This window comes from Actinoplanes nipponensis (genome assembly GCF_016862275.1).
Taxonomy (GTDB): domain Bacteria; phylum Actinomycetota; class Actinomycetes; order Mycobacteriales; family Micromonosporaceae; genus Actinoplanes; species Actinoplanes nipponensis.
In genome coordinates this window covers 23,253-42,083 of record NZ_BOMQ01000078.1, presented here as the reverse complement: position 1 = coordinate 42,083, position 18,831 = coordinate 23,253, and the positions used below count along the sequence as shown (strand labels likewise).

At 73.2% G+C, this 18,831-nt stretch carries 9 protein-coding genes and 2 pseudogenes; 6 read left to right on the top strand and 5 right to left on the bottom strand.

The genetic code is table 11. The features are described 5' to 3' along the window. The first annotated feature begins 65 nt into the window (after positions 1-65). Both Ani05nite_RS32915 and Ani05nite_RS32910 read left to right on the top strand, forming a co-directional pair. On the top strand, positions 66-980 hold the full coding sequence (locus Ani05nite_RS32915; RefSeq protein ID WP_203774842.1) for a tetratricopeptide repeat protein: 915 nt from the start codon (positions 66-68) through the stop codon (positions 978-980). Between the two features lie 17 nt (positions 981-997). Then, a pseudogene (locus tag Ani05nite_RS32910) lies at positions 998-2,065 on the top strand (arginase family protein); the annotation flags it as partial. A gap of 1,338 nt (positions 2,066-3,403) precedes the next feature. On the opposite strand, the gene Ani05nite_RS32905 reads toward Ani05nite_RS32910, so the two are convergent. Next, positions 3,404-5,332, bottom strand: coding sequence for a penicillin-binding transpeptidase domain-containing protein (locus tag Ani05nite_RS32905; protein ID WP_203774841.1), 1,929 nt, complete (start codon positions 5,330-5,332; stop codon positions 3,404-3,406). 215 nt (positions 5,333-5,547) lie between these two features. On the opposite strand from Ani05nite_RS32905, the pseudogene Ani05nite_RS32900 reads away from it, so the two are divergent. Both Ani05nite_RS32900 and Ani05nite_RS42460 read left to right on the top strand, forming a co-directional pair. Further along, a pseudogene (locus Ani05nite_RS32900) lies at positions 5,548-9,276 on the top strand (NAD-glutamate dehydrogenase); the annotation flags it as partial. Beyond that, complete coding sequence (locus Ani05nite_RS42460) at positions 9,274-10,512, top strand: NAD-glutamate dehydrogenase (protein ID WP_377897458.1); 1,239 nt, start codon at positions 9,274-9,276, stop codon at positions 10,510-10,512. The pseudogene Ani05nite_RS32900 and the gene Ani05nite_RS42460, both read left to right, overlap by 3 nt. 96 nt (positions 10,513-10,608) lie before the next feature. Here the strand turns inward: Ani05nite_RS42460 and Ani05nite_RS32895 are convergent, their stop codons facing one another. Then, positions 10,609-11,400, bottom strand: coding sequence for an alpha/beta fold hydrolase (locus Ani05nite_RS32895; protein WP_203774839.1), 792 nt, complete (start codon positions 11,398-11,400; stop codon positions 10,609-10,611). 52 nt (positions 11,401-11,452) lie between these two features. On the opposite strand from Ani05nite_RS32895, the gene Ani05nite_RS32890 reads away from it, so the two are divergent. Further along, complete coding sequence (locus Ani05nite_RS32890; RefSeq protein ID WP_203774838.1) at positions 11,453-12,058, top strand: TetR/AcrR family transcriptional regulator C-terminal domain-containing protein; 606 nt, start codon at positions 11,453-11,455, stop codon at positions 12,056-12,058. Between the two features lie 142 nt (positions 12,059-12,200). Then, a complete protein-coding gene (locus Ani05nite_RS32885) occupies positions 12,201-14,333 on the top strand; it encodes a heavy metal translocating P-type ATPase (protein ID WP_203774837.1) in 2,133 nt (710 codons plus the stop codon). Between the two features lie 318 nt (positions 14,334-14,651). Here Ani05nite_RS32885 and Ani05nite_RS41515 read toward each other — a convergent pair whose 3' ends face one another. The 3 genes from Ani05nite_RS41515 to Ani05nite_RS32870 all read right to left on the bottom strand — a co-directional run bounded on the left by Ani05nite_RS41515 (position 14,652) and on the right by Ani05nite_RS32870 (position 18,695). Next, the gene (locus Ani05nite_RS41515) at positions 14,652-15,794 is read right to left on the bottom strand and encodes a TetR/AcrR family transcriptional regulator (protein WP_239130873.1); all 1,143 of its coding nucleotides are present in this window, start codon (positions 15,792-15,794) and stop codon (positions 14,652-14,654) included. Further along, complete coding sequence (locus tag Ani05nite_RS32875) at positions 15,775-16,200, bottom strand: thiol-disulfide oxidoreductase DCC family protein (protein WP_203774836.1); 426 nt, start codon at positions 16,198-16,200, stop codon at positions 15,775-15,777. The genes Ani05nite_RS41515 and Ani05nite_RS32875 overlap by 20 nt, the downstream gene beginning before the upstream one ends. A gap of 1,037 nt (positions 16,201-17,237) precedes the next feature. Then, complete coding sequence (locus tag Ani05nite_RS32870; protein ID WP_203774835.1) at positions 17,238-18,695, bottom strand: glycoside hydrolase family 3 N-terminal domain-containing protein; 1,458 nt, start codon at positions 18,693-18,695, stop codon at positions 17,238-17,240. Positions 18,696-18,831 lie beyond the last annotated feature (136 nt).

The window sequence follows — 18,831 nt, the reverse complement described above, 5'->3', positions numbered from 1 at the left end:
ACGTCCGATATCACCAGCCCGGCGGCGACGCGAACAGTCCGGCGCGCGTGCGAGACTAGGTAACCATGAGCGACCCACGGACCACTCCGTCGATCTTCACCCGCGGCGCGGTCGATCTCGGTGCACTGCGCCCCGCGAGCAAGCCCGCGCCCGCGGGCCCCGCCGGGCCGGCCGCGAGCCCCGCCGCGCCCGCCAACCCGGGTGGTGCGCCGCCCGTGGTCATCGACGTGACCGAAGCGAACTTCCAGACGACCGTCCTCGAACTGTCCATGACCACCCCGGTGATCCTGGACTTCTGGGCCGAGTGGTGCGAGCCGTGCAAGCAGCTCTCCCCGGTCCTGGAGAAGCTCGCGGCCGAGGGCGGCGGCAGCTGGGTGCTCGGCAAGGTGGACGTGGACGCCAACCCGCGGCTCGCCCAGGCGCTGCGCGTGCAGGGCATCCCGATGGTGATCGCGGTCGTCGGCGGCCAGCTCGTCGAGGGCTTCACCGGCGTGCTGCCGGAGACGCAGATCCGGCAGTACGTCGACGCGGTGCTCAAGGCCGGCGGCGTGGAGGTCGCGGCCCCCGAGGACCCGCGGCTCGACGCGGCCGACGACGCGATGATGACCGGCGACCTGGACGCGGCCGAGGCGGCGTACCGGAAGATCCTGGCCGAGTCGCCGCAGGACCACGCGGCGGAGTCCGGCCTGGCCCAGGTCGAGCTCTACCGCCGGGTCACCGGCGTGGACGCCGAGAAGGCGCTGGCCCGGGCCGCGGCCGACCCCGACGACCTGGAGGCGCAGCAGCTCGCCGCGGACATCGAGGTCCTCAGCGGGCAGGCCCCCGAGGCGTACGAGCGGCTGGTCGCGGCGGTGCGGCGGTCCAGCGGCGACGAGCGGGACAGCGTCCGCAAGCATCTGCTGTCACTCTTCACTGTGGCCGGACCCGACGACTCGGCCGTGGCGAGCGCGCGGCGCGCGCTGGCCCGCGCGCTCTTCTAGGCAGTACGGGGGGCTCCATGCGCCGCATCGCCGTGCTCGACGCACCGTCCAACCTCGGCCTGCGCCCGCCGACGGCGACGTCGGTGCCGGGCTGCGCCAAAGCGCCCGGAGCCCTCCGCGACCACGGCCTGCTGCGCCGGCTCAACGCCCGCGATGCCGGCTGCCTGACCCCGCCCCGGTACGACCCGGGCGACTGGCGGCCGGGCGACGGGGTGTGCCACGCGCCGGAGATCTCGGCGTACTCCCGCAAGCTGGCCGACCGCATCGGCGCCATCCTCGACCAGGGCGAGTTCCCGGTGGTCCTGGGGGGCGACTGCTCCATCGTGCTCGGCTCGGCGCTGGCCATGCACCGCCTGGGCGAGGCGGTCGGCGGCCGGATCGGCCTGGTCTTCGTGGACGGGCACTCCGACTTCCGCCACCCCGGCAACGCGTCGTACGTGGGCGCGGCGGCCGGCGAGGACCTGGCGCTGGTCACCGGCCGGGGGCAGACCGACCTGGCGGCGATGGAGGGCCGGCGACCGTACTACCGCGACATCGACGTGGTGGTGATGGGCATCCGCGCCCAGGACGAATACCGGCTCGACCTGCAGGCGGCGGGCATCGTCACGCGCCCGGTGCCCACCCTGCGCGTGGAGGGCGCCGCCCGCAGCGCCCAGTGGGCCCGCGACCAGCTCGTCGACTGCGCGGGCTACTGGGTGCACATCGACGTGGACGTGCTGGACCCGGCGGTCATGCCGGCGGTGGACGCGCCGGAGCCGGGCGGCATCGCCTTCCCGGAGCTGGAGATCCTGCTGGCCGGGCTGGTCGGGTCGCCGCACTGCCTGGGCGTGGAGATCACCGTCTTCGACCCCGACTACGACCCCGACGGCCAGTACGCCGAGGAGATCACCTCGGCGATCGTGGCGGGACTGAAGCCGGCGCAGCTGGTCGACGCCCGGCCCGACCTGGTGGCGGCGCGCCGGGACCTGGCGGGCCCGGGACGGCTCGCGCCCGGTCAGCGCGGCGTGCCGGCGGGTGTGCCGGCGCCTTCCGCCGGTTCCGGGTCTGTTCCCGGCGTCGAGCCGGCTGCCGGGGGAGACGCTGGGCAGTCCGCGGCGTCGAAGATCACGGTGCCCGGGGTCGCGGGGGGCGGCGGTGAGGTCGAGGGGGTCGCGGCCGGGGGTGCGGTGCGCGATCGGGCGGAGTTCGAGGCCTTCTCGCGTCGGTCGGAGGTGGTTGGCGGGGGTGGTGCTGGTCGGATTCGGGATGACTCGCCCGGCGCTGATGCCTTCGGCTGGGCCGGTCCGGCTGATCCCGCCGAGCCGGCTGATCCCGCCGGTCCGGTGGATGTCGTCGACGGGGTTGATTCTTTCGCCGGCGGGGACGCGGTCGATCCGGGCGGGCGGCGCGATTCGGTTGATCTGGGTGGCCTGGCTGATCCGGGTGATTCGGCCGATCCGGGCGACTGGCGCGATTCCGTTGATCTGGGCGGCCTCGCTGAACCGGGTGAACTACGCGATTCCCTAGATTGGGACGACCCCCGCGATCCCGTCGATCCGGGTGACCCGGCCGATTCAGGTGACCTCGCCAATCTGGCTGACCCGGCCGATCCTGCCGAACCGAGCGACCCGGCTGACCCGAGCGATCCTGCCGATCCGGGCGACCCGGCTGACCCGAGTGATTCTGCCGACCCGAGCGACCCGGCCGACCGCGCCCATCCTGCCGATTTGCGCGATTCCGCCGACCCGGTGGCGTTGGGCGACTCGGGCGATTCCAGGGATCGTGCCGAAGCCGTGACGGATGCTGTCCTCGCCTCGGCCGGGGATCGCGGCGCCGATGAGCCGGACCCGGTCTTCGAGCGACCCGGCCACGAGTTGATCGCAGATCCGGACCCCGTCGAACACGCCGACGCCCATCCGCGGGCTGAGCCGGCCTCGGACACTGAGCCGGCGTCGGACTTTGAGCCGGCCTCGGACTTTGAGCCCGCCTCGGACGCTGAGCCGGCCACCGATGGTGAGCTGGAAGCCGACGGCGTGCCCGACGATGGCGTGCCCGCCGATGGCGTGCCTGCCGACAGCGTGCCCGCATCGGTCGAGGCCGCGGGACCCAACCCCGACGACGACCGCGAGCCCGTCGAGGACCACCCCACCGGGCCAGCCGACGACACCACCACGGAAACGGCCGAGGCCGACGTTCCCGACCCCGCACCCGAGGCGGATGCGGAGACCGACCCCGACGACTCCGCCCGGGACCACCCCGTCACCGTGCCGGGGCCCATGCGGCCGCTCGGGTCGGCGCCCCTGCTGGACTCCAAGCCGCTGCCGGCGACCATGCCGGGCATGCTGCGTCCCCGGACCATCGATGACTTCACGCTTCCGGCGCAGCGTCCGGCCTTCGAGGTCGGCCCGGGTCAGCCGGCCGACGCCGGCTGACCCGACCGGCGGCTACTTGTTGAGTGCGGTCAGGAACCGCGCCGCGATCGGCACGGCCGCCTCGGCGCCGGCCCCGCCCTTCTCCACCATGACCGCGAACGCGATGTCGCCCTGCCAGCCCACGAACCAGGCGTGCGTCTCCTCCGCGCCGTCCTTGAACTCCGCCGTACCCGTCTTGCCCGACACCGGCTTGCCCGGCACGTCCGCCAGGTCCGTGGCCGTGCCCTTGGTCACCACCTCGCGCATCATCGTGCGCAGCGGCTGGACCGACGACTCGGCCAGCTCGGGGCCGTCGGCCGCCGGGGCCGCCGGCGCCGGCTCGGTCACCAGCCGGGGCTGGACGAACCGGCCGCGGGCGACCGCCGCGGTGGCGCCGGCCATGGCCAGCGGGCTGACCGCCGTCGCGCCCTGGCCGAAGGTCGCCGCCGCCAGTTCGGTGGGGCTGTCGGCCGGGGAGATCTTGCCGGTGAACGCGTCCGCGCCGAGGTCCCACTGGCCGCCCAGGCCCAGCTTGGCCGAGGCGTCCCGCAGGCCGTCGGCGCCCAGCTTCGGGGCGAGGTTGACGAACGCGGTGTTGCACGACTTGGCGAAGTCGGTGCGGAACGGCACCGAGCCGAGCTCCATGTCGTGCGAGTTCTTGAACGGGCGGCCGTCGACCTTCTTGGTCTTCGGGCAGTCCACCCGGCCGTCCAGGGTGACCGCCTTCTTGTCCAGCAGGCCCAGCGTCGACACCATCTTGAAGGTCGAGCCGGGCGGCACCTGACCGGTCATCGCGGTGTTGACGCCGGCGCCCTCCGGGCCGTTGGCCACCGCGAGCACGGCGGAGTCGCTGATCCGGATGGCCACCAACGCGCTGGGCTGCTTCTCGGCCGCCACCGCGGTGTCGGCCGCGTTCTGGGTGGCGACGTCCAGCGTCGTCCGGATCGGCTTGCCGGCGACCGGCTCGGTGCTGAACAGCTGGGAGTCCTCGACCTGGTCGTCCGGGGTCTTGCGGGCGATCACCACGGACTGCCCGGGCGTGCCGCGCAGCTGGACGTCGTACCGCTGCTGCAGGCCGCCGTGCCCGACCTGGTCCTTCTGCTGGAGCGCCTCCGGGTTGGCGTCGAGGTCCTCGCGGGTCGCCGGCTCGACGAGGCCGAGCAGGGCCCGGGCGAACGGCCGGGTGGGCGCCAGCTCGCGCTGGCCCTCCGCGAAGACGGTGCCGTCGAGGGCGCGTACCCGATCGCGGATCTTGTCGTAGTCCGGGCGCCGCAGCGTGACGATGTCGATGAACGCGCCGTCGTCGGTGGCGTTCTTGACCCGTTCCCCGATGGCCTTGAGGTCCACGTCCACGGCGATCGACTTGAAGATCTTGCCGAGCTCCTTGAACAGCGCGGCCTGGTCGGTGATCTTCGCCGGGGTCACGCCGACCGTGACGACCGGCCGCTGGGTGACGATCGGCTTGCCGTCCCCGCCGAGCACGTCCGCCCGGTCGGCGCTCTTGCGGCGCAGCTCGAGCCGGTCGCCGGCGGTCAGCTCGGTGTGCACGACGGCCGGCTCCCAGATCACCCGCCAGCCGTCCGCGTCACGCTTGGTGAGCCGCACGGTGCTCTGGTACGACCAGGGGGTGCCGCCCGGCAGCGTCCAGTCCAGCTTGACCGGGGCCGAGGCGATCTCGCCGGTCTCCTTGGGCTTGGCCAGCGCCGAGACCAGCAGCGAGGACTTCTTCAGCTCGCCGGTCAGCCCCTGGAGCTGGGCGAAGACGTCGTTCGCGGAGATCTTGGCGCCGTCCGGGGTGACGAAGCCGGTCTTGCTCAGGTCGCCGTTGCGCCAGCCCTTGAGGAAGGCGTCGAGGGTCTGACCCGGACCGTCCGAGCTCGAACAGGCGGCCACCCCGCCGGTGAGCAGCAGCAGGCCGGCCATGACGGCCATGGCCCGCACCGTACGTCCGCTTCGGCGCATGACGCCACCTTCCCTCCACCTCACCAGCAAAACCTACGGAACGGTAACCGGAGTCGCCCAGCCCCGTTGACCCATGGTGGGTGAGATGTGTCAAATTCGGGTGTCGGATCTCGTCCGCGCACCCCGGGTGAGCCGCGCGCTGTCAGAGGCAGGCTCTAGGCTGATGGCCGACACGTCGAACCCACAATGTCGTGGGTGAGGGGAGCCCTGAGGTCATGGCCGTCGCCGATGAGGCAGCGATCGAATCCGATCCCGAGCTGGATTTCGGGCCCGGTCCCGGGCTGGCCCTGACGGGCCGGCTGGGCACGTCCGACGACGAGCTCGACGAGCCGCTGCCCAACGCCGAGCGCCTGGTGGCGCTGGCCGTGGAGCTGGCTGGTCAGGACCACACCGCCGCGTCGCTGGTCGGCCGCTTCTGGCGGTTCGCGCCCGACGAGGAGTTGGTCGGCTACACGCCGGCCGAGATGCATGCGGCAGCGCTGGCCCACCGCGAGCTCGCCGGCACCCGGCTGCCCGGCGAGCTGCGGCTGGACATCAGCGCCCCGACCGAACAGCAGCCGCACACCGTGCTGTCGATCGTCACCGACGACATGCCCTTCCTGGTCGACTCGGTCACCGCCCTGCTCGTCGCGCACCAGCTCGACGTCCACCTGCTGGTGCACCCGCTGATCGTGGTGCGGCGCGGGCCGGCCGGCGAGCTGACCCAGCTCGAGGCCGACGTCGAGCCGGACGACGCGATCGACGGCGACCTGGTGGAGAGCTGGATCCGGGTCGAGATCGACCCGGTGCGCAACGCCGCCGCCCGCGACCAGCTGCGCCAGGAGCTGTGCCGGGTGCTGACCGACGTGCGCGTCGCCGTCGAGGACTGGCCGCGGATGCGCCAGCGCGCGGTGGTCATCGCCGACGAGCTGGCCGCGGCGCGCGGCTCCGAGCGCAAGCTGCCGGTGCCGGACAAGGACGTCACCGACTCCATCGAGCTGCTCAAGTGGCTCTCGCACGACCACTTCACCTTCCTCGGCTACCGGGAGTACCACCTGGACGGCGACGTGCTCAACGTCGTACCGGGCACCGGGCTGGGCATCCTCCGCGGCGACAGCAGCACCCCGCGCAAGCTGTCCTCGATGGCGCCGGAGGCGCACCGCCGCGCCCTGGAGAAGCGGCTGCTGGTGATCACCAAGGCCAACTCCCGGGCCACCGTGCACCGCTCGGCCTACCTGGACTACATCGGCGTCAAGGTCTTCAACGACGCCGGCGAGGTCGTCGGCGAGCGGCGCTTCCTGGGCCTGTTCTCCAGCTCCGCCTATCGCACCAGCGTGCGGGAGCTGCCGGTGGTGCGCCGCAAGGTGATGGAGGTGCTGGACCGCTCCGGGCTCTCGCCGCGCGGGCACTCCGGCAAGGACCTGCTGCAGATCCTCGAGACCTACCCGCGGGACGAGCTCTTCCAGATCAAGACCGATGACCTGTACGAGGCGGTCGTCGGCGTGCTGCGGATGGCCGGCCGCCGGCAGCTGCGGCTGTTCCTGCGCCGCGACGGGTACGGCCGCTTCATCTCGTGCCTGATCTACCTGCCCCGGGACCGCTTCACCACCAGCAACCGCCAGGCCATGCAGGAGATCCTGCTGCGCGAGCTGAACGGCATCGGCGTCGACTACACCACCCGGGTGACCGAGCGGATGCTCGCGCGGGTGCACTTCATCGTGCGTACCGACCCGGCCGACCCGCCGGGCGCGGTGGATCCGAACGTGCTGGCCGAGATGCTGGCCGACGCGACCCGGATGTGGGACGACGACTTCTCCCTGGTGCTCGAGCGCAAGCTGGGCGAGGAGCCGGCCAAGGACCTGTTCGGCCGGTACGCCGCGGCGTTCCCGGACAGCTACAAGGACGGCCACACGCCGTACGAGGCGGTGCAGGACATCGCCAAGCTGGAGCTGCTGGAGGAGACCGGCCAGCTCGAGATGCACCTGTACCGCAAGCGTCACGTCACCCGCGACGGCGCCACCGAGCCGGACGACGCCGACGTGCGCTTCAAGGTCTTCCGGTACGGCGAGCCGATGATGCTCTCCGCCGTCCTGCCGGTGCTGCACTCGCTGGGCGCCCAGGTCGTCGACGAGCGGCCGTACGAGGTCCGCCGCCCCGACGGCACCGTCTACCTGTACGACTTCGGCCTGCTGCCGCCGGCCGCGCACCGGGAGCTGTCCGAGGTGCGGCCGCAGGTGGAGAACGCCTTCGCCGCCGCGTGGCGGGGCGAGGCCGAGGTGGACGGCTTCAACGAGCTGGTGCTGCGCGCCGGGCTGACCTGGCGGCAGGTGGTGGTGCTGCGGGCGTACGCGAAATACCAGCGGCAGACCGGCAACGTGTTCTCCCAGCGCTACGTCGAGTCGACCTTCATCGCGTACCCGGAGATCGCCCGCCTGCTGGTGCAGCTGTTCGAGGCGCGATTCTCGCCGCGGCTGGAGCTGGGCGAGGAGGAGCGCGAGCGCCGCGGCGGCGAGCTGGCCGACCAGATCACCACGCTGCTGGACGACGTCGACAGCCTCGACCAGGACCGCATCCTGCGTTCCTACCTGACGCTGATCCAGGCCACCCTGCGCACGAGCTTCTTCCAGCGCGGCGCCGACTCGCGCCCGAAGTCGTACGTGGCCTTCAAGCTCGACCCGCAGGCCATCCCGGACCTGCCGGCGCCCCGGCCGAAGTACGAGATCTTCGTGTACTCGCCGCGGTTCGAGGGCGTGCACCTGCGCTTCGGCGCGGTCGCCCGCGGCGGCCTGCGCTGGTCGGACCGGCGCGAGGACTTCCGCACGGAGGTCCTCGGCCTGGTCAAGGCGCAGATGGTGAAGAACGCGGTGATCGTGCCGGTCGGCGCCAAGGGCGGCTTCGTGCTCAAGCAGAAGCCGGGCGACCGGGACGAGGCCGTCGCCTGCTACCGGCTGTTCATCGGCGCGCTGCTGGACGTCACCGACAACATCCACAGCGGCAAGATCGTGCCGCCGGTGGACGTGGTGCGCCACGACGGCGACGACCCGTACCTGGTGGTGGCGGCGGACAAGGGCACGGCCACGTTCTCCGACATCGCCAACGAGATCTCGGTGAGCAAGGACTTCTGGCTCGGCGACGCGTTCGCCTCGGGCGGGTCGGCCGGCTACGACCACAAGAAGATGGGCATCACCGCCCGAGGGGCGTGGGAGTCGGTCAAGAAGCACTTCCGCGACCTGGGCCTGGACACCCAGTCGCAGGACTTCACCGCGGTCGGCGTCGGCGACATGTCCGGCGACGTCTTCGGCAACGGGATGCTGCTCAGCGAGCACATCCGGCTGGTGGCCGCGTTCGACCACCGGCACATCTTCCTCGACCCGGAGCCGGACGCCGCGACGTCGTACGCCGAGCGCCGCCGCTTGTTCGACCTGCCGCGTTCCTCGTGGGCCGACTACGACGCCGCGCTGATCAGCGCGGGCGGCGGCGTCTTCCCCCGGACGGCGAAGTCCATCCCGGTCACGCCGCAGGTCCGCGCGGCGCTCGCGCTGGGCGACGAGGCGGCGGTGAGCCCCACCGACCTCATGCGGGCCATCCTGGCCGCGCCCGTCGACCTGCTGTTCAACGGCGGCATCGGCACCTACGTCAAGGCCAGCGTCGAGACCCACGCCGACGTCGGCGACAAGGCCAACGACCCGATCCGGATCAACGGCCACGAGGTCCGCGCCCGGGTGGTCGGCGAGGGCGGCAACCTCGGCCTGACCCAGCGCGGCCGGATCGAGTACGCCCGCGCCGGCGGGCCGCCGGACGAGAGCGGGACCGCCCGGGGCGGCCGGATCTTCACCGACTTCATCGACAACACGGCCGGGGTGGACTGCTCCGACCACGAGGTGAACATCAAGATCCTGCTCGGCGGGGCGGTGACCGACGGCGAGCTGACCCTGCCCGACCGCGACGAGCTGCTGGCGGCGATGACCGACGAGGTCGCGGCGCTGGTCCTGCGGGACAACTACGAGCAGGCCACCGCGCTGGGCAACGCCCGGTCGCAGGCCCACTCGCTGCTGCCGGTGCACCGCCGGATGCTCACCACGCTGGAGCAGTCGGGTCAGCTCAACCGCGAGCTGGAGGCGCTGCCGAGCGACAAGGAGCTGGCCGCCCGCCACGAGGCCGGGGAGGGGCTCACCGCGCCGGAATTCGCGGTGCTGCTGGCGTACGTGAAGATCTCGCTCGAACGCCAGGTCCTCGCCGACGTGCTGGTCGACGAGGCGTGGACCAACGACGTCCTGGCCCGGTACTTCCCCACCCCGCTGCGCGAGCGTTACGCGGCCCGGATGGCCGGCCACCGGCTGCGCCGCGAGATCATCTCCACGGCCCTGGTCAACGAGGTGGTCAACCGCGGCGGCACGTCGTTCGTGTTCCGGGCGATGGAGGAGAGCGGGGCCTCGGCGGCGGACGTGATCCGGGCGTACGTCGTGATCCGCGACGTCTACGGCCTGCCCGCCCTGTGGTCCGCCGCGGAGGAGCTCGACAACAATGCGCCCACCTCGGCTCAGACGCTGGTCTACCTGGAGACCCGGCGGCTGCTCGACCGCGCGGTCCGCTGGCTGGTCAGCAACCGCCGCTCGCCGATCGACGTGGCGGGCGAGATCGCCCGGCTGCGCCCGGGCATCGAGGCGCTGCTGGCCCAGCTCCCGACCGTGGTCCTCGGGGTGGAACGCCGCTCCCAGGAGAACCACGTGACCACGCTGACCGAACGCGGCATCCCGGAGCCGCTCGCCGAGGCGGTCTCCCGGGTGGTGTACGGCTTCGGCCTGCTCGACATCCTGGAGACGGCCCGGGCCACCGGCCACGACATGACCGAGGTGGCCAAGGTCTACTTCGTGATCTCGGAACGCTTCCAGATCGACCTGCTGCTCTCGCACATCTCCCGCCTCCCGCGCGGCGACCGCTGGCAGACCCTGGCCCGGATGGCGCTGCGCTACGACCTGTACGCGGCGCTGGCCGGCCTGACCGCGGAGGTGCTGCAGTCGACCCCGGAGTCGGCCTCGCCGGAGGACCGTCTGGCGGAGTGGGAGCAGGTGAACGCGGCCTCGATGGCCCGCACCGGAAACGCGATGGGCAACGTGGAGGAGACCCCGGCGGATCTGGCGGCGTTGTCGGTGCTGCTCCGGCAGATCCGTACGCTGGTCAAGACCTCGTCGGCGGGGTGAGCGGCGACCGCGCCCGACCCGACCGGGGCGGGCGCGGTTCGCTTGTCCGGAGGCCGTCGGGGCTGGTCGGCGTGGTCGGCCGGCCTCTTCCGCCGGTCAGCGGGGCGCGATCTCCTCGTCGATGAAGGCGGCGATGGCCCGGGCCACCCGCTGCGGCGCCCGCCGCTCGGCGTTGTGGCCCTGGCCGTGCATCAGCACCCGGCGCGTCCGGGGCAGGGCCCGCTCCAGCGCGTCCAGCCGTTCCGTCAGATGGCGCGGCGACCGGTCGCCGCCGAGCAACAGGATCGGCATCTCCAGCCGCGCGTACGCCGCCAGCCGGACCCCCAGCGCGTCGATCGCATCGTTGTCGTCCAGCTGCCGCACCACCCGCCGCCGGTACTCCGGGTGCCGTCCGATGAACGATCCCACCAGCCAGGCCGGCACGGCCGACATCCCGACCACGTCACGCATGAAGATCGACAATGCCCTGCCCGGCTTGTCCCGGGCGAGCGCCGCCCGGGCCGCCGCGAGCCGGTCGGCGCTGAGCGGGGCGTCGATCACCAACGGCGGTTCGTAGAGCACCGCGCCCGCGTACGCCTCGGGCTCCGCCACCAGCGCCTCCAGCGCCAGCACCGCGCCGGACGAGTGCCCGACCAGCACCGGCCGGTCCAGCTGGCCGGCGATCGCCGTCACGTGCCCGACCTCGTCGGCCATGCTCACCGGCCGCGGCAGGTCCATCCGGTACTGGCGGCGATGGAGCCGTACCGTCCGGAAGCGGTCGTGCAGCAGCTCCGTGACCGGCTGCCAGACCGTGGGATCTCCCATGCCGCCGTGGATCACCAGGATGGGCGTGCCGATCCCCTCCTCCGCCGCCTCCGCCTCCGTGCCGTCCGCTGTCATCACCCTCATGAGCGCCTCCTTAGCACCGCTAAGGCGAACTTAGCACTGCTAAGGTAGGCCCGTGAAGGGCCTGACGCGGGACGTGCTGATCGAGGCGGCGTTACGCCTGCTCGACGAGGTCGGCCTGGACGGGCTGACCGTGCGCCGGCTCGCGTCCGAACTGGGCGTCCAGTCCCCGGCGCTGTACTGGCACATCCGCACCAAGCAGGAGCTGCTCGACGGCATGGCGAACGCGATCATCCTGCGCGCCGGGATGGGGCCGCCCCGCCCCGGCGAGCCGTGGCAGGAGTGGCTGGCCCGGCGCGCCCGGTCGTACCGGGCGTCCCTGCTCGCCAGCCGCGACGGGGCCCGGGTGGTCGCCGGCGCCGTGCGCGGCGGCGATGCGGTCCGGCACTTCGAGCGGGAGCTGGCGGCGATGGTGGAGCGTGGTTTCACCCCCGTTCAGGCGTTGCGCACGATCGCTGCGGTGAGCCACTACATCAACGGGCACGTCCTGCAGGAGCAGGCGGTGTCCGCCGCCGGACCCGGCGGTGCACCCTCGGACCTCGGCGACCTGCCGACCCTGGCCGCGGCCCTGCGGGCCGGCAGCCCGATCGGCGACGAGGTCTTCGAACACGGCCTCGCCGTCCTCATCAACGGTACGGAAGCCCTCCTCGCCCGCCGCTAGTTATCCACAGCCCCGGCGTTGTCCACAGGGCTGCCCACCCGGCCGGCGAATGCGGCAGGCTCTTCGCATGACGCACGAACGGTGGCGGCCGACACAGGTCTCGCGCCGGACGAGGTACCCCCGAGGGGTATAAGGTGGTGGCATGACGCGGCAGATCGAGCTGGAAATCGGTGGCATGACCTGTGCCGCCTGCGCCAACCGCATCGAGAAGAAGCTCAACCGTCTCGAGGGGGTCACCGCGACGGTCAACTACGCCACCGAGAAGGCGCGGGCCGTCGTGCCGGCCGGGCTCACCGCCGCCGACCTGATCGCCGTCGTCGAGAAGACCGGCTACACCGCCGCGGAGCCGCAGGCCGAGCCGGCCGCCGCGGTGCCGGGCGCTGATCCCCTGCGCACCCGGCTGCTCGTCTCCGTGGCGCTCAGCGTGCCGGTCGTCGTGCTCGCCATGGTTCCGGCCTGGCAGTTCGACTACTGGCAGTGGCTCTCGCTGACGCTGGCCGCCCCCGTCGTCGTCTACGGCGGCTGGCCGTTCCACCGCTCGGCGTTCGTCAACCTGCGGCACGGCGCGGCCACGATGGACACCCTCGTCTCCATCGGCACCCTGGCTGCCTTCCTCTGGTCGCTGTGGGCGCTCTTCCTCGGCGACGCCGGCATGCCGGGGATGACGCACCCGTTCGAGCTGCGGGCCGGCTCCGCCGGCGACGCCATCTATCTGGAGGCCGCCGCCGGGGTGACGACCTTCCTGCTGGCCGGCCGCTATGCCGAGGCCCGGGCCAAGCGGCGGGCCGGCGATGCGTTGCGGTCCCTGCTCGAGCTCGGCGCCAAGACGGTCACCCTGGCCGACGGCCGGGAGATCCCGGTCGAGCAGTTGCAGGTGGACGACGTCTTCCAGGTACGTCCGGGGGAGAAGGTCGCCACCGACGGGGTGGTCACCGACGGCTCGTCCGCGCTGGACCAGAGCTTGCTCACCGGCGAGTCGGTGCCGGTCGAGGTGGCCGCGGGCGACCCCGTCACCGGCGGCACGGTCAACGCGGGCGGCCGCCTGGTCGTGCGCGCCACCCGCGTCGGCGCCGACACCCAGCTGGCGCAGATGGCCCGCCTCGTCGAGGAGGCGCAGGACGGCAAGGCGGCCGTGCAGCGGCTGGCCGACCGGATCTCCGGCGTCTTCGTGCCGGTCGTGCTCGTCCTGGCCGCCGGGACGCTGGGCTACTGGCTCGGCACCGGCGGGTCGAGCACCGCCGCGTTCACGGCCGCGGTCGCCGTGCTGATCATCGCCTGCCCCTGCGCTCTCGGCCTGGCCACGCCGACTGCCCTGCTGGTCGGCACGGGCCGGGGCGCGCAGCTGGGCATCCTGATCCGGGGCGTGGTGGCCCTGGAGTCGACCCGGCGGGTGGACACCATCGTGCTGGACAAGACGGGCACGGTGACCACCGGCGTCATGACCCTCTCGGCCGTCGTGCCGGAGCCGGGGGAGGACGCCGACGAGGTGCTGCGGCTGGCCGGCGCCGTCGAGGCGGCCTCGGAGCACCCGCTGGGCCGGGCGATCGCCCGGGCTGCCGCCGCCCACGGGCCGCTGCCCGCGGTCAGCGCGTTCCAGGCCACGGCCGGGGTCGGCGTGCGCGGCCGGGTGGAGGGCGCCGAGGTGGAGATCGTCCGCGGCGCGGGCGACACGGCGCAGACGTGGGTCGAGGTGCGGGTCGACGGCACGGTCCGGGGTCGCCTGGCCCTGGCCGACGCGGTCCGCCCGAGCAGCGCCGCCGCTGTGCGGGCGCTGCGTGGGCTGGGCCTGGAGCCCGTCCTGGTCACCGGCGACGCGGCCGCGGTGGCCGAGGCCGTCGCGGCGGAGGTCGGCATCACCGAGGTGATCGCCGGGGTGCTGCCGGCCGGCAAGGTCGACGTGGTCAAGCAGCTGCAGGCGCGGGGACGGTCGGTGGCGATGGTGGGCGACGGGGTGAACGACGCGGCGGCGCTGGCCCAGGCCGACCTGGGCGTGGCGATGGGCGCGGGCACCGACGTGGCGATCGAGGCGTCCGACCTGACGCTGATGCGGGGCGACCTGAGCGCGGCGGTGGACGCCGTACGGCTGGCGCGGCGCACCGTGACCATCATCCGGGGCAACCTGTTCTGGGCCTTCGCATACAACGTGGCCGCGCTGCCGCTCGCTGCGGCCGGCCTGCTCAACCCGATGATCGCGGGCGCCGCGATGGCGCTGAGCTCGATCTTCGTGGTGGCGAACAGCCTGCGCCTGCGCCGCTTCCAGCCGGTGGCAGTGTGAGCCGGGCGCCTCGCCCGTTGACTGCTCCCGAAGTCAACGGGGCGCCCGGCCCACCATCCGTGCCGCAGGGTGGTTCTCCGAACCGGTCCCGAGGTTCGAAGCCCTGCGGCATCCCCAGATCCACCTGCAGACGTGACGCTACGTGGTGACGAGCGCACGAGGGAAGCGGTGCGTGTGCGATTTGACCGTTCGGCCAGCCCAACCTGGGCGACAGATCCGGCTATTGCCGCCCTCGCGGTCGAGAACCACCTAGGAGCGACGCGCCGAGCCATCACCTCGGTAACTCACCGTGATACAACGGCAGGACACCGAGCGTAATCAGTCCTCGCGGCGAATCATCTCCAGCAGGGCCAGGATCTGGCGCAGGGCCGGGCGGAGCACCCGCAGCCGGGAGAGCCCCACCAGCCGGTCCACCAGCGGCACGACACCGTCGATGAGGCGGCGGGTGCGACGCTGATCGGGGGAGCGGTCGTAGACCCAGAAGAGCACCACGCCCATCCAGCCCAGCCAGAGCAGCTCGGGCAGCTCCTTGCGCAGCTCGGGGTCGAGCTTGGCCGAGGAGCCGTCGACCACGTCGCGGAAGATCGTGATGGCGGCCTCCCGCGCCGGCGAGGACTCCCGAGAGAACGGGCTCAGCGGCGACGACGGCTCCGCGGCGGTCTTGAAGAACGTGGCCGCGAACGAGTGATAGGGCTGGTTGACGTCGATCCCGGCGTGCAGCACCCCCCGGAGCCGCGCGGCGAAGTCCTTCTCGGTGGCCAGCACCACCTCGGCCGCGGCCCGGTGCGCGGCCTGATTGCGGTCGTAGAACCCCTGGATCAGGTGTTCCTTGGAGTCGAAGTAGTAGTACGCGTTCCCCACTGCGACCCCGGCCTCCTTGGCGACGGCCCGCATCGTGGTCTCGGTGTAGCCGCGCTCCCGGAACAGCCGCAACGCGGTCTCCAGAATCAGCTGCCGGGTCTGCTCACCCCGCGCGCGCCGCGGCTTCTCGTCACCGCTGTCGGCTCGTTCCTGGGTGGCGCCCGCTGCCCCGGAGCTCCCCGAAGCGGCGGGCTTCGAGCTGCCGGCCGTCACAGCGGGCAAGGCTCCGGACCCGACCCGATCGTCAAGCTCCACGCTCATGTCCTGCTCGTCCGTGGCCTGCACGCTCGTGGCCGGTTGGTCCGCGGCCTTCACGCCCGTGGCCTGCTGGTCCGTGGCTCCCTGGTCCGCGGGCTGCACGCCCGTGGCTCGCTGGTCTGCGGTCTGTTCGTCCGCGGGCGGCGTGTTCGCGGCCGGCGTTTCCGCGGCCCGCGCTGCGACGGCCCGCTCGTCGATGGCGGCCCGCTCGTCCGCGGCGGCCCGCTCGTTCGCGGCGGGTCGCTCGTCCGCGGCGGGTCGGTGGGGAGGCTGGTCGAGCGGCAGCCCCGGCGAGCCGGCGCCGGGCTCGTCGGCGGCGGAGTCAGCGGCACTGGTCGTCACACCCGCCACCGTAGTCTTCCGATCGTGTAGACCGCCGGACGGCGGCGGCCGCGGCGATGAAGCGCCGCGCCGTCGGCAGCAGCCGAGGCGAACTCAGCCGCTCGGCCATCCCCCGGTAGTCCGCCAGCGCCCACAGGCAGGCCAGCCACGCCCCGTCCGACACGTAGACCAGACCACCGTCGGTGATCACGGTCAGCTCCCGCAGCGTCGCGGCATGGTCCAGCCCGGGGAAGCGCTGCCGGGCCTCGGCCGAGCCGGCCGGCACGAAATGCAGTGGTACGAGCTGAGCGCGCCCGGCGAGCCACCGGTGCGCGGCCCGGCAGAGCGGACAACTCTGGTCGTAGAGAACAGTGAGGTACCCGACCCGGCTGGCCCCGTGACCGGCCGGATCGGTGGCCTCGGTCATGCCGGGGACGGCGGCGGAACGGGCCCCGCCTCCCCGCCGGACCCGGCCCCGCCCGGATGGGCCACCCCGCCGGACCCGCTCCCGCCGCCGGCACCGCCCCTCCCGCCGGATCCCGCCGTGCCCGGCCCGCTCGTTCCACTGGATCCGGCCGTCCCCGGTCGGCTCGTTTCGCTGGATGCTGCTGGGTCCGGCCCTCCGGTCCCGCCGGATCCAGCCGTGCCCGGTCCGCTCGTCCCGCCGGGGCCCGCCGTGCCGGGCCCTGCCGTGCCCGACCTCGGGACGGCTGGGCCTGCCGGGCCCAACCCGCCCGCTCCCGCCGTGCCGGGCCCTGCCGTGCCGGGCCCCGCGACGCCTGGGCGCGCGACGCCTGGGCTCGCGACGCCTGGGCTCGCGACGCCTGGGCTCGCCGCGCCCGGCCAAACCATCCCACCAGGCCCTGCCATGCCCGGGCCCGCCGTCCCCGGCCCGACCGTGCCCGGCCCGACCCACCCACCGGGCCCACCCGGACCACCCGGACCACCAGGCCGACCCATTCCCCCACCCTGCGGATACCCCGGCAACCTCCCGGCCGGCGGCAGCGGCGGCACCCCCTGCAGCTGCCGCAACCTCCCCCGCCGATACCGCCCGAGGAAGAACACATTCCCCACATGCAGCACCCCGAGCACCAACAACACAAACCCGATCTTGTAGGACAACGTCTCCAGCGCCCCGGCCGCATCCGGCACCCGCGAGCCCGACCGCATGGCCACCGCCACGAATCCCAGATTGAGCAGGTAGAACCCCATCACCAGCAGCTGGTTGACCGCCCGGGCCAGGCGGCTGTCGGCGAAGACGTCCTCCAGGAAGACCAGCCCGTTGCGGGACAGTGTGGTCGCCACCCAGATTGTCAGCGCGACGCTGATGACCAGGTACGCGAGGTACATCCAGACCTTGTGGTCCATGACCGTCCGCCCCTCTTGAACACGTTCAACTATTGTCAGCGTAGAGCTAAAGTTGAACATGTTCAAGGAAGGAGGGGCAGAAGACAGCGGCCCGCCTCAGCTCTTCGCGGTCAGCCCCAGGGCCTCGGCGGCGGCGCGTCCGTTGGCGTGGCTCGCGCCGTACGTGGTGATGAAGGCTCGCACCCCGGCCGGCCGCCAGCTGCCCGGCCAGCCCATCTCCACCACCGCCACGTCGTGGCGCGCCGCGAGCGTCTCGATGAGCGTTCGCGTGGCCTCGGCTCGATGGGTGTGTCGGCCCACCACCACGATCGGCCGGGACCCGGCCCGCGCGGCCAGACCCGCCGGCGAGGACTCCGCGGCCACCACGGACACCTGCTCGGTGCCGTCCAGGTGTGGCCCGAGCCCCCACGGCACCCGGCCCTCCGCGATCGACGGGCTCGCCTGCAGCTGGACCACCAGCGGGTCGGTCAGCCCGGCCGGCGAGCCCTCCACCCGGAGCGCCCGGCGGGCCGCCGCGTAGCCCAGCTCCGGGTCGTGCCCGGCCGGCGTGACCGGGCGCTGCGTCCACGCGGCCAGGGCCGCCGTACGCTCCGCCGCCTCCTCCAGCCGGCGCAGCGTCAGCCGGCCGTCGCCCAGCCCGGCGACGATCTCCGCCGCGACCCGTTCGACCAGCTCCGGGCTCACCCGCGCGCCGATGCAGAGCAGGTCGGCGCCGGCCGCGAGGGCCAGCACCGCCGCCTCGCCGATGCCGCCCGCGGCCTGGGCGGCGCCCTTCATCTCCAGGGCGTCCGTGATCACGGCGCCGCGGAAGCCGTACTCGCCGCGGAGCAGGCCGGTCAGGGCCGCGGGGCTGAAGGTGGCCGGGCCGGCGCCGGTCAGGGTGGGCACCCGGATGTGCGCGGTCATGATCGCCTGGGTCCCGGCCGCGATGGCCGCCGCGAACGGGGGCAGGTCGCGTTGCCGCAGCCGCGCCGGGCTCGCGTCCACGGTGGGCAGTTCCCGGTGCGAGTCGGCCGTCGTGGCGCCGTGGCCCGGGAAGTGTTTCGCGCAGGCCGCGACGCCGGTGGATTGCAGGCCCGCGACCGCCGCCGCGGTGTGCCGGGCGACCCGCGCCGGGTCCGCGCCGAACGAGCGGGTGCCGATGATCGGGTTGTCGTCGGCCGTGTTCACGTCGGCCGTCGGGGCCAGGTCGAGGTTGATGCCCACCGCGGCCAGGTCGGCGCCGATGGCCGCGTAGACCGTGCGGGTCAGGTCCGGGTCGTCGACCGCGCCGAGGGCGGCGTTGCCCGGGTACGGGCTGCCGGTCCGGTGCGCCAGCCGGGTGACGTCACCGCCCTCCTCGTCGATCGCCAGCAGGACGTCCCGCCGTACCGTGCGCAGCCCGGCCGTCAGCAGGCCCACCTGGGCCGGCTCCGCGATGTTGGTCCCGAAGAGGGTGTGTCCGGCCAGCCCCTCGGTCAGCAGTCGCGCGGCCCAATCGGGAGCGGTCGTTCCCGCGAACGCGGCGAGCAGCGTGCGCAGGGCCAGGCGGCGGAGTCCCGGGTCGATCGCCATGGTGTCCTTCCTCGGTGAGAACCTGGTGTTCCGGCCGGTCGGCCTGCATGATCGTCAGATGTCTATCGGGCCCGCGGCGCAACCAGTCTGCACGCTGACCGTTACGCTGCGGCTACATGATCTGTGCCGGTCACCG

Excerpts from the sequence above, each read along its gene's own strand:
- Ani05nite_RS32915 (WP_203774842.1), top strand. The coding sequence starts at position 66 with ATGAGCGACCCACGGACCACTCCGTCGATCTTCACCCGCGGCGCGGTC.
- Ani05nite_RS32905 (WP_203774841.1), bottom strand. The coding sequence starts at position 5,332 with ATGCGCCGAAGCGGACGTACGGTGCGGGCCATGGCCGTCATGGCCGGC.
- Ani05nite_RS42460 (WP_377897458.1), top strand. The coding sequence starts at position 9,274 with ATGACCGACGAGGTCGCGGCGCTGGTCCTGCGGGACAACTACGAGCAG.
- Ani05nite_RS32895 (WP_203774839.1), bottom strand. The coding sequence starts at position 11,400 with ATGAGGGTGATGACAGCGGACGGCACGGAGGCGGAGGCGGCGGAGGAG.
- Ani05nite_RS32885 (WP_203774837.1), top strand. The coding sequence starts at position 12,201 with ATGACGCGGCAGATCGAGCTGGAAATCGGTGGCATGACCTGTGCCGCC.
- Ani05nite_RS32875 (WP_203774836.1), bottom strand. The coding sequence starts at position 16,200 with ATGACCGAGGCCACCGATCCGGCCGGTCACGGGGCCAGCCGGGTCGGG.
- Ani05nite_RS32870 (WP_203774835.1), bottom strand. The coding sequence starts at position 18,695 with ATGGCGATCGACCCGGGACTCCGCCGCCTGGCCCTGCGCACGCTGCTC.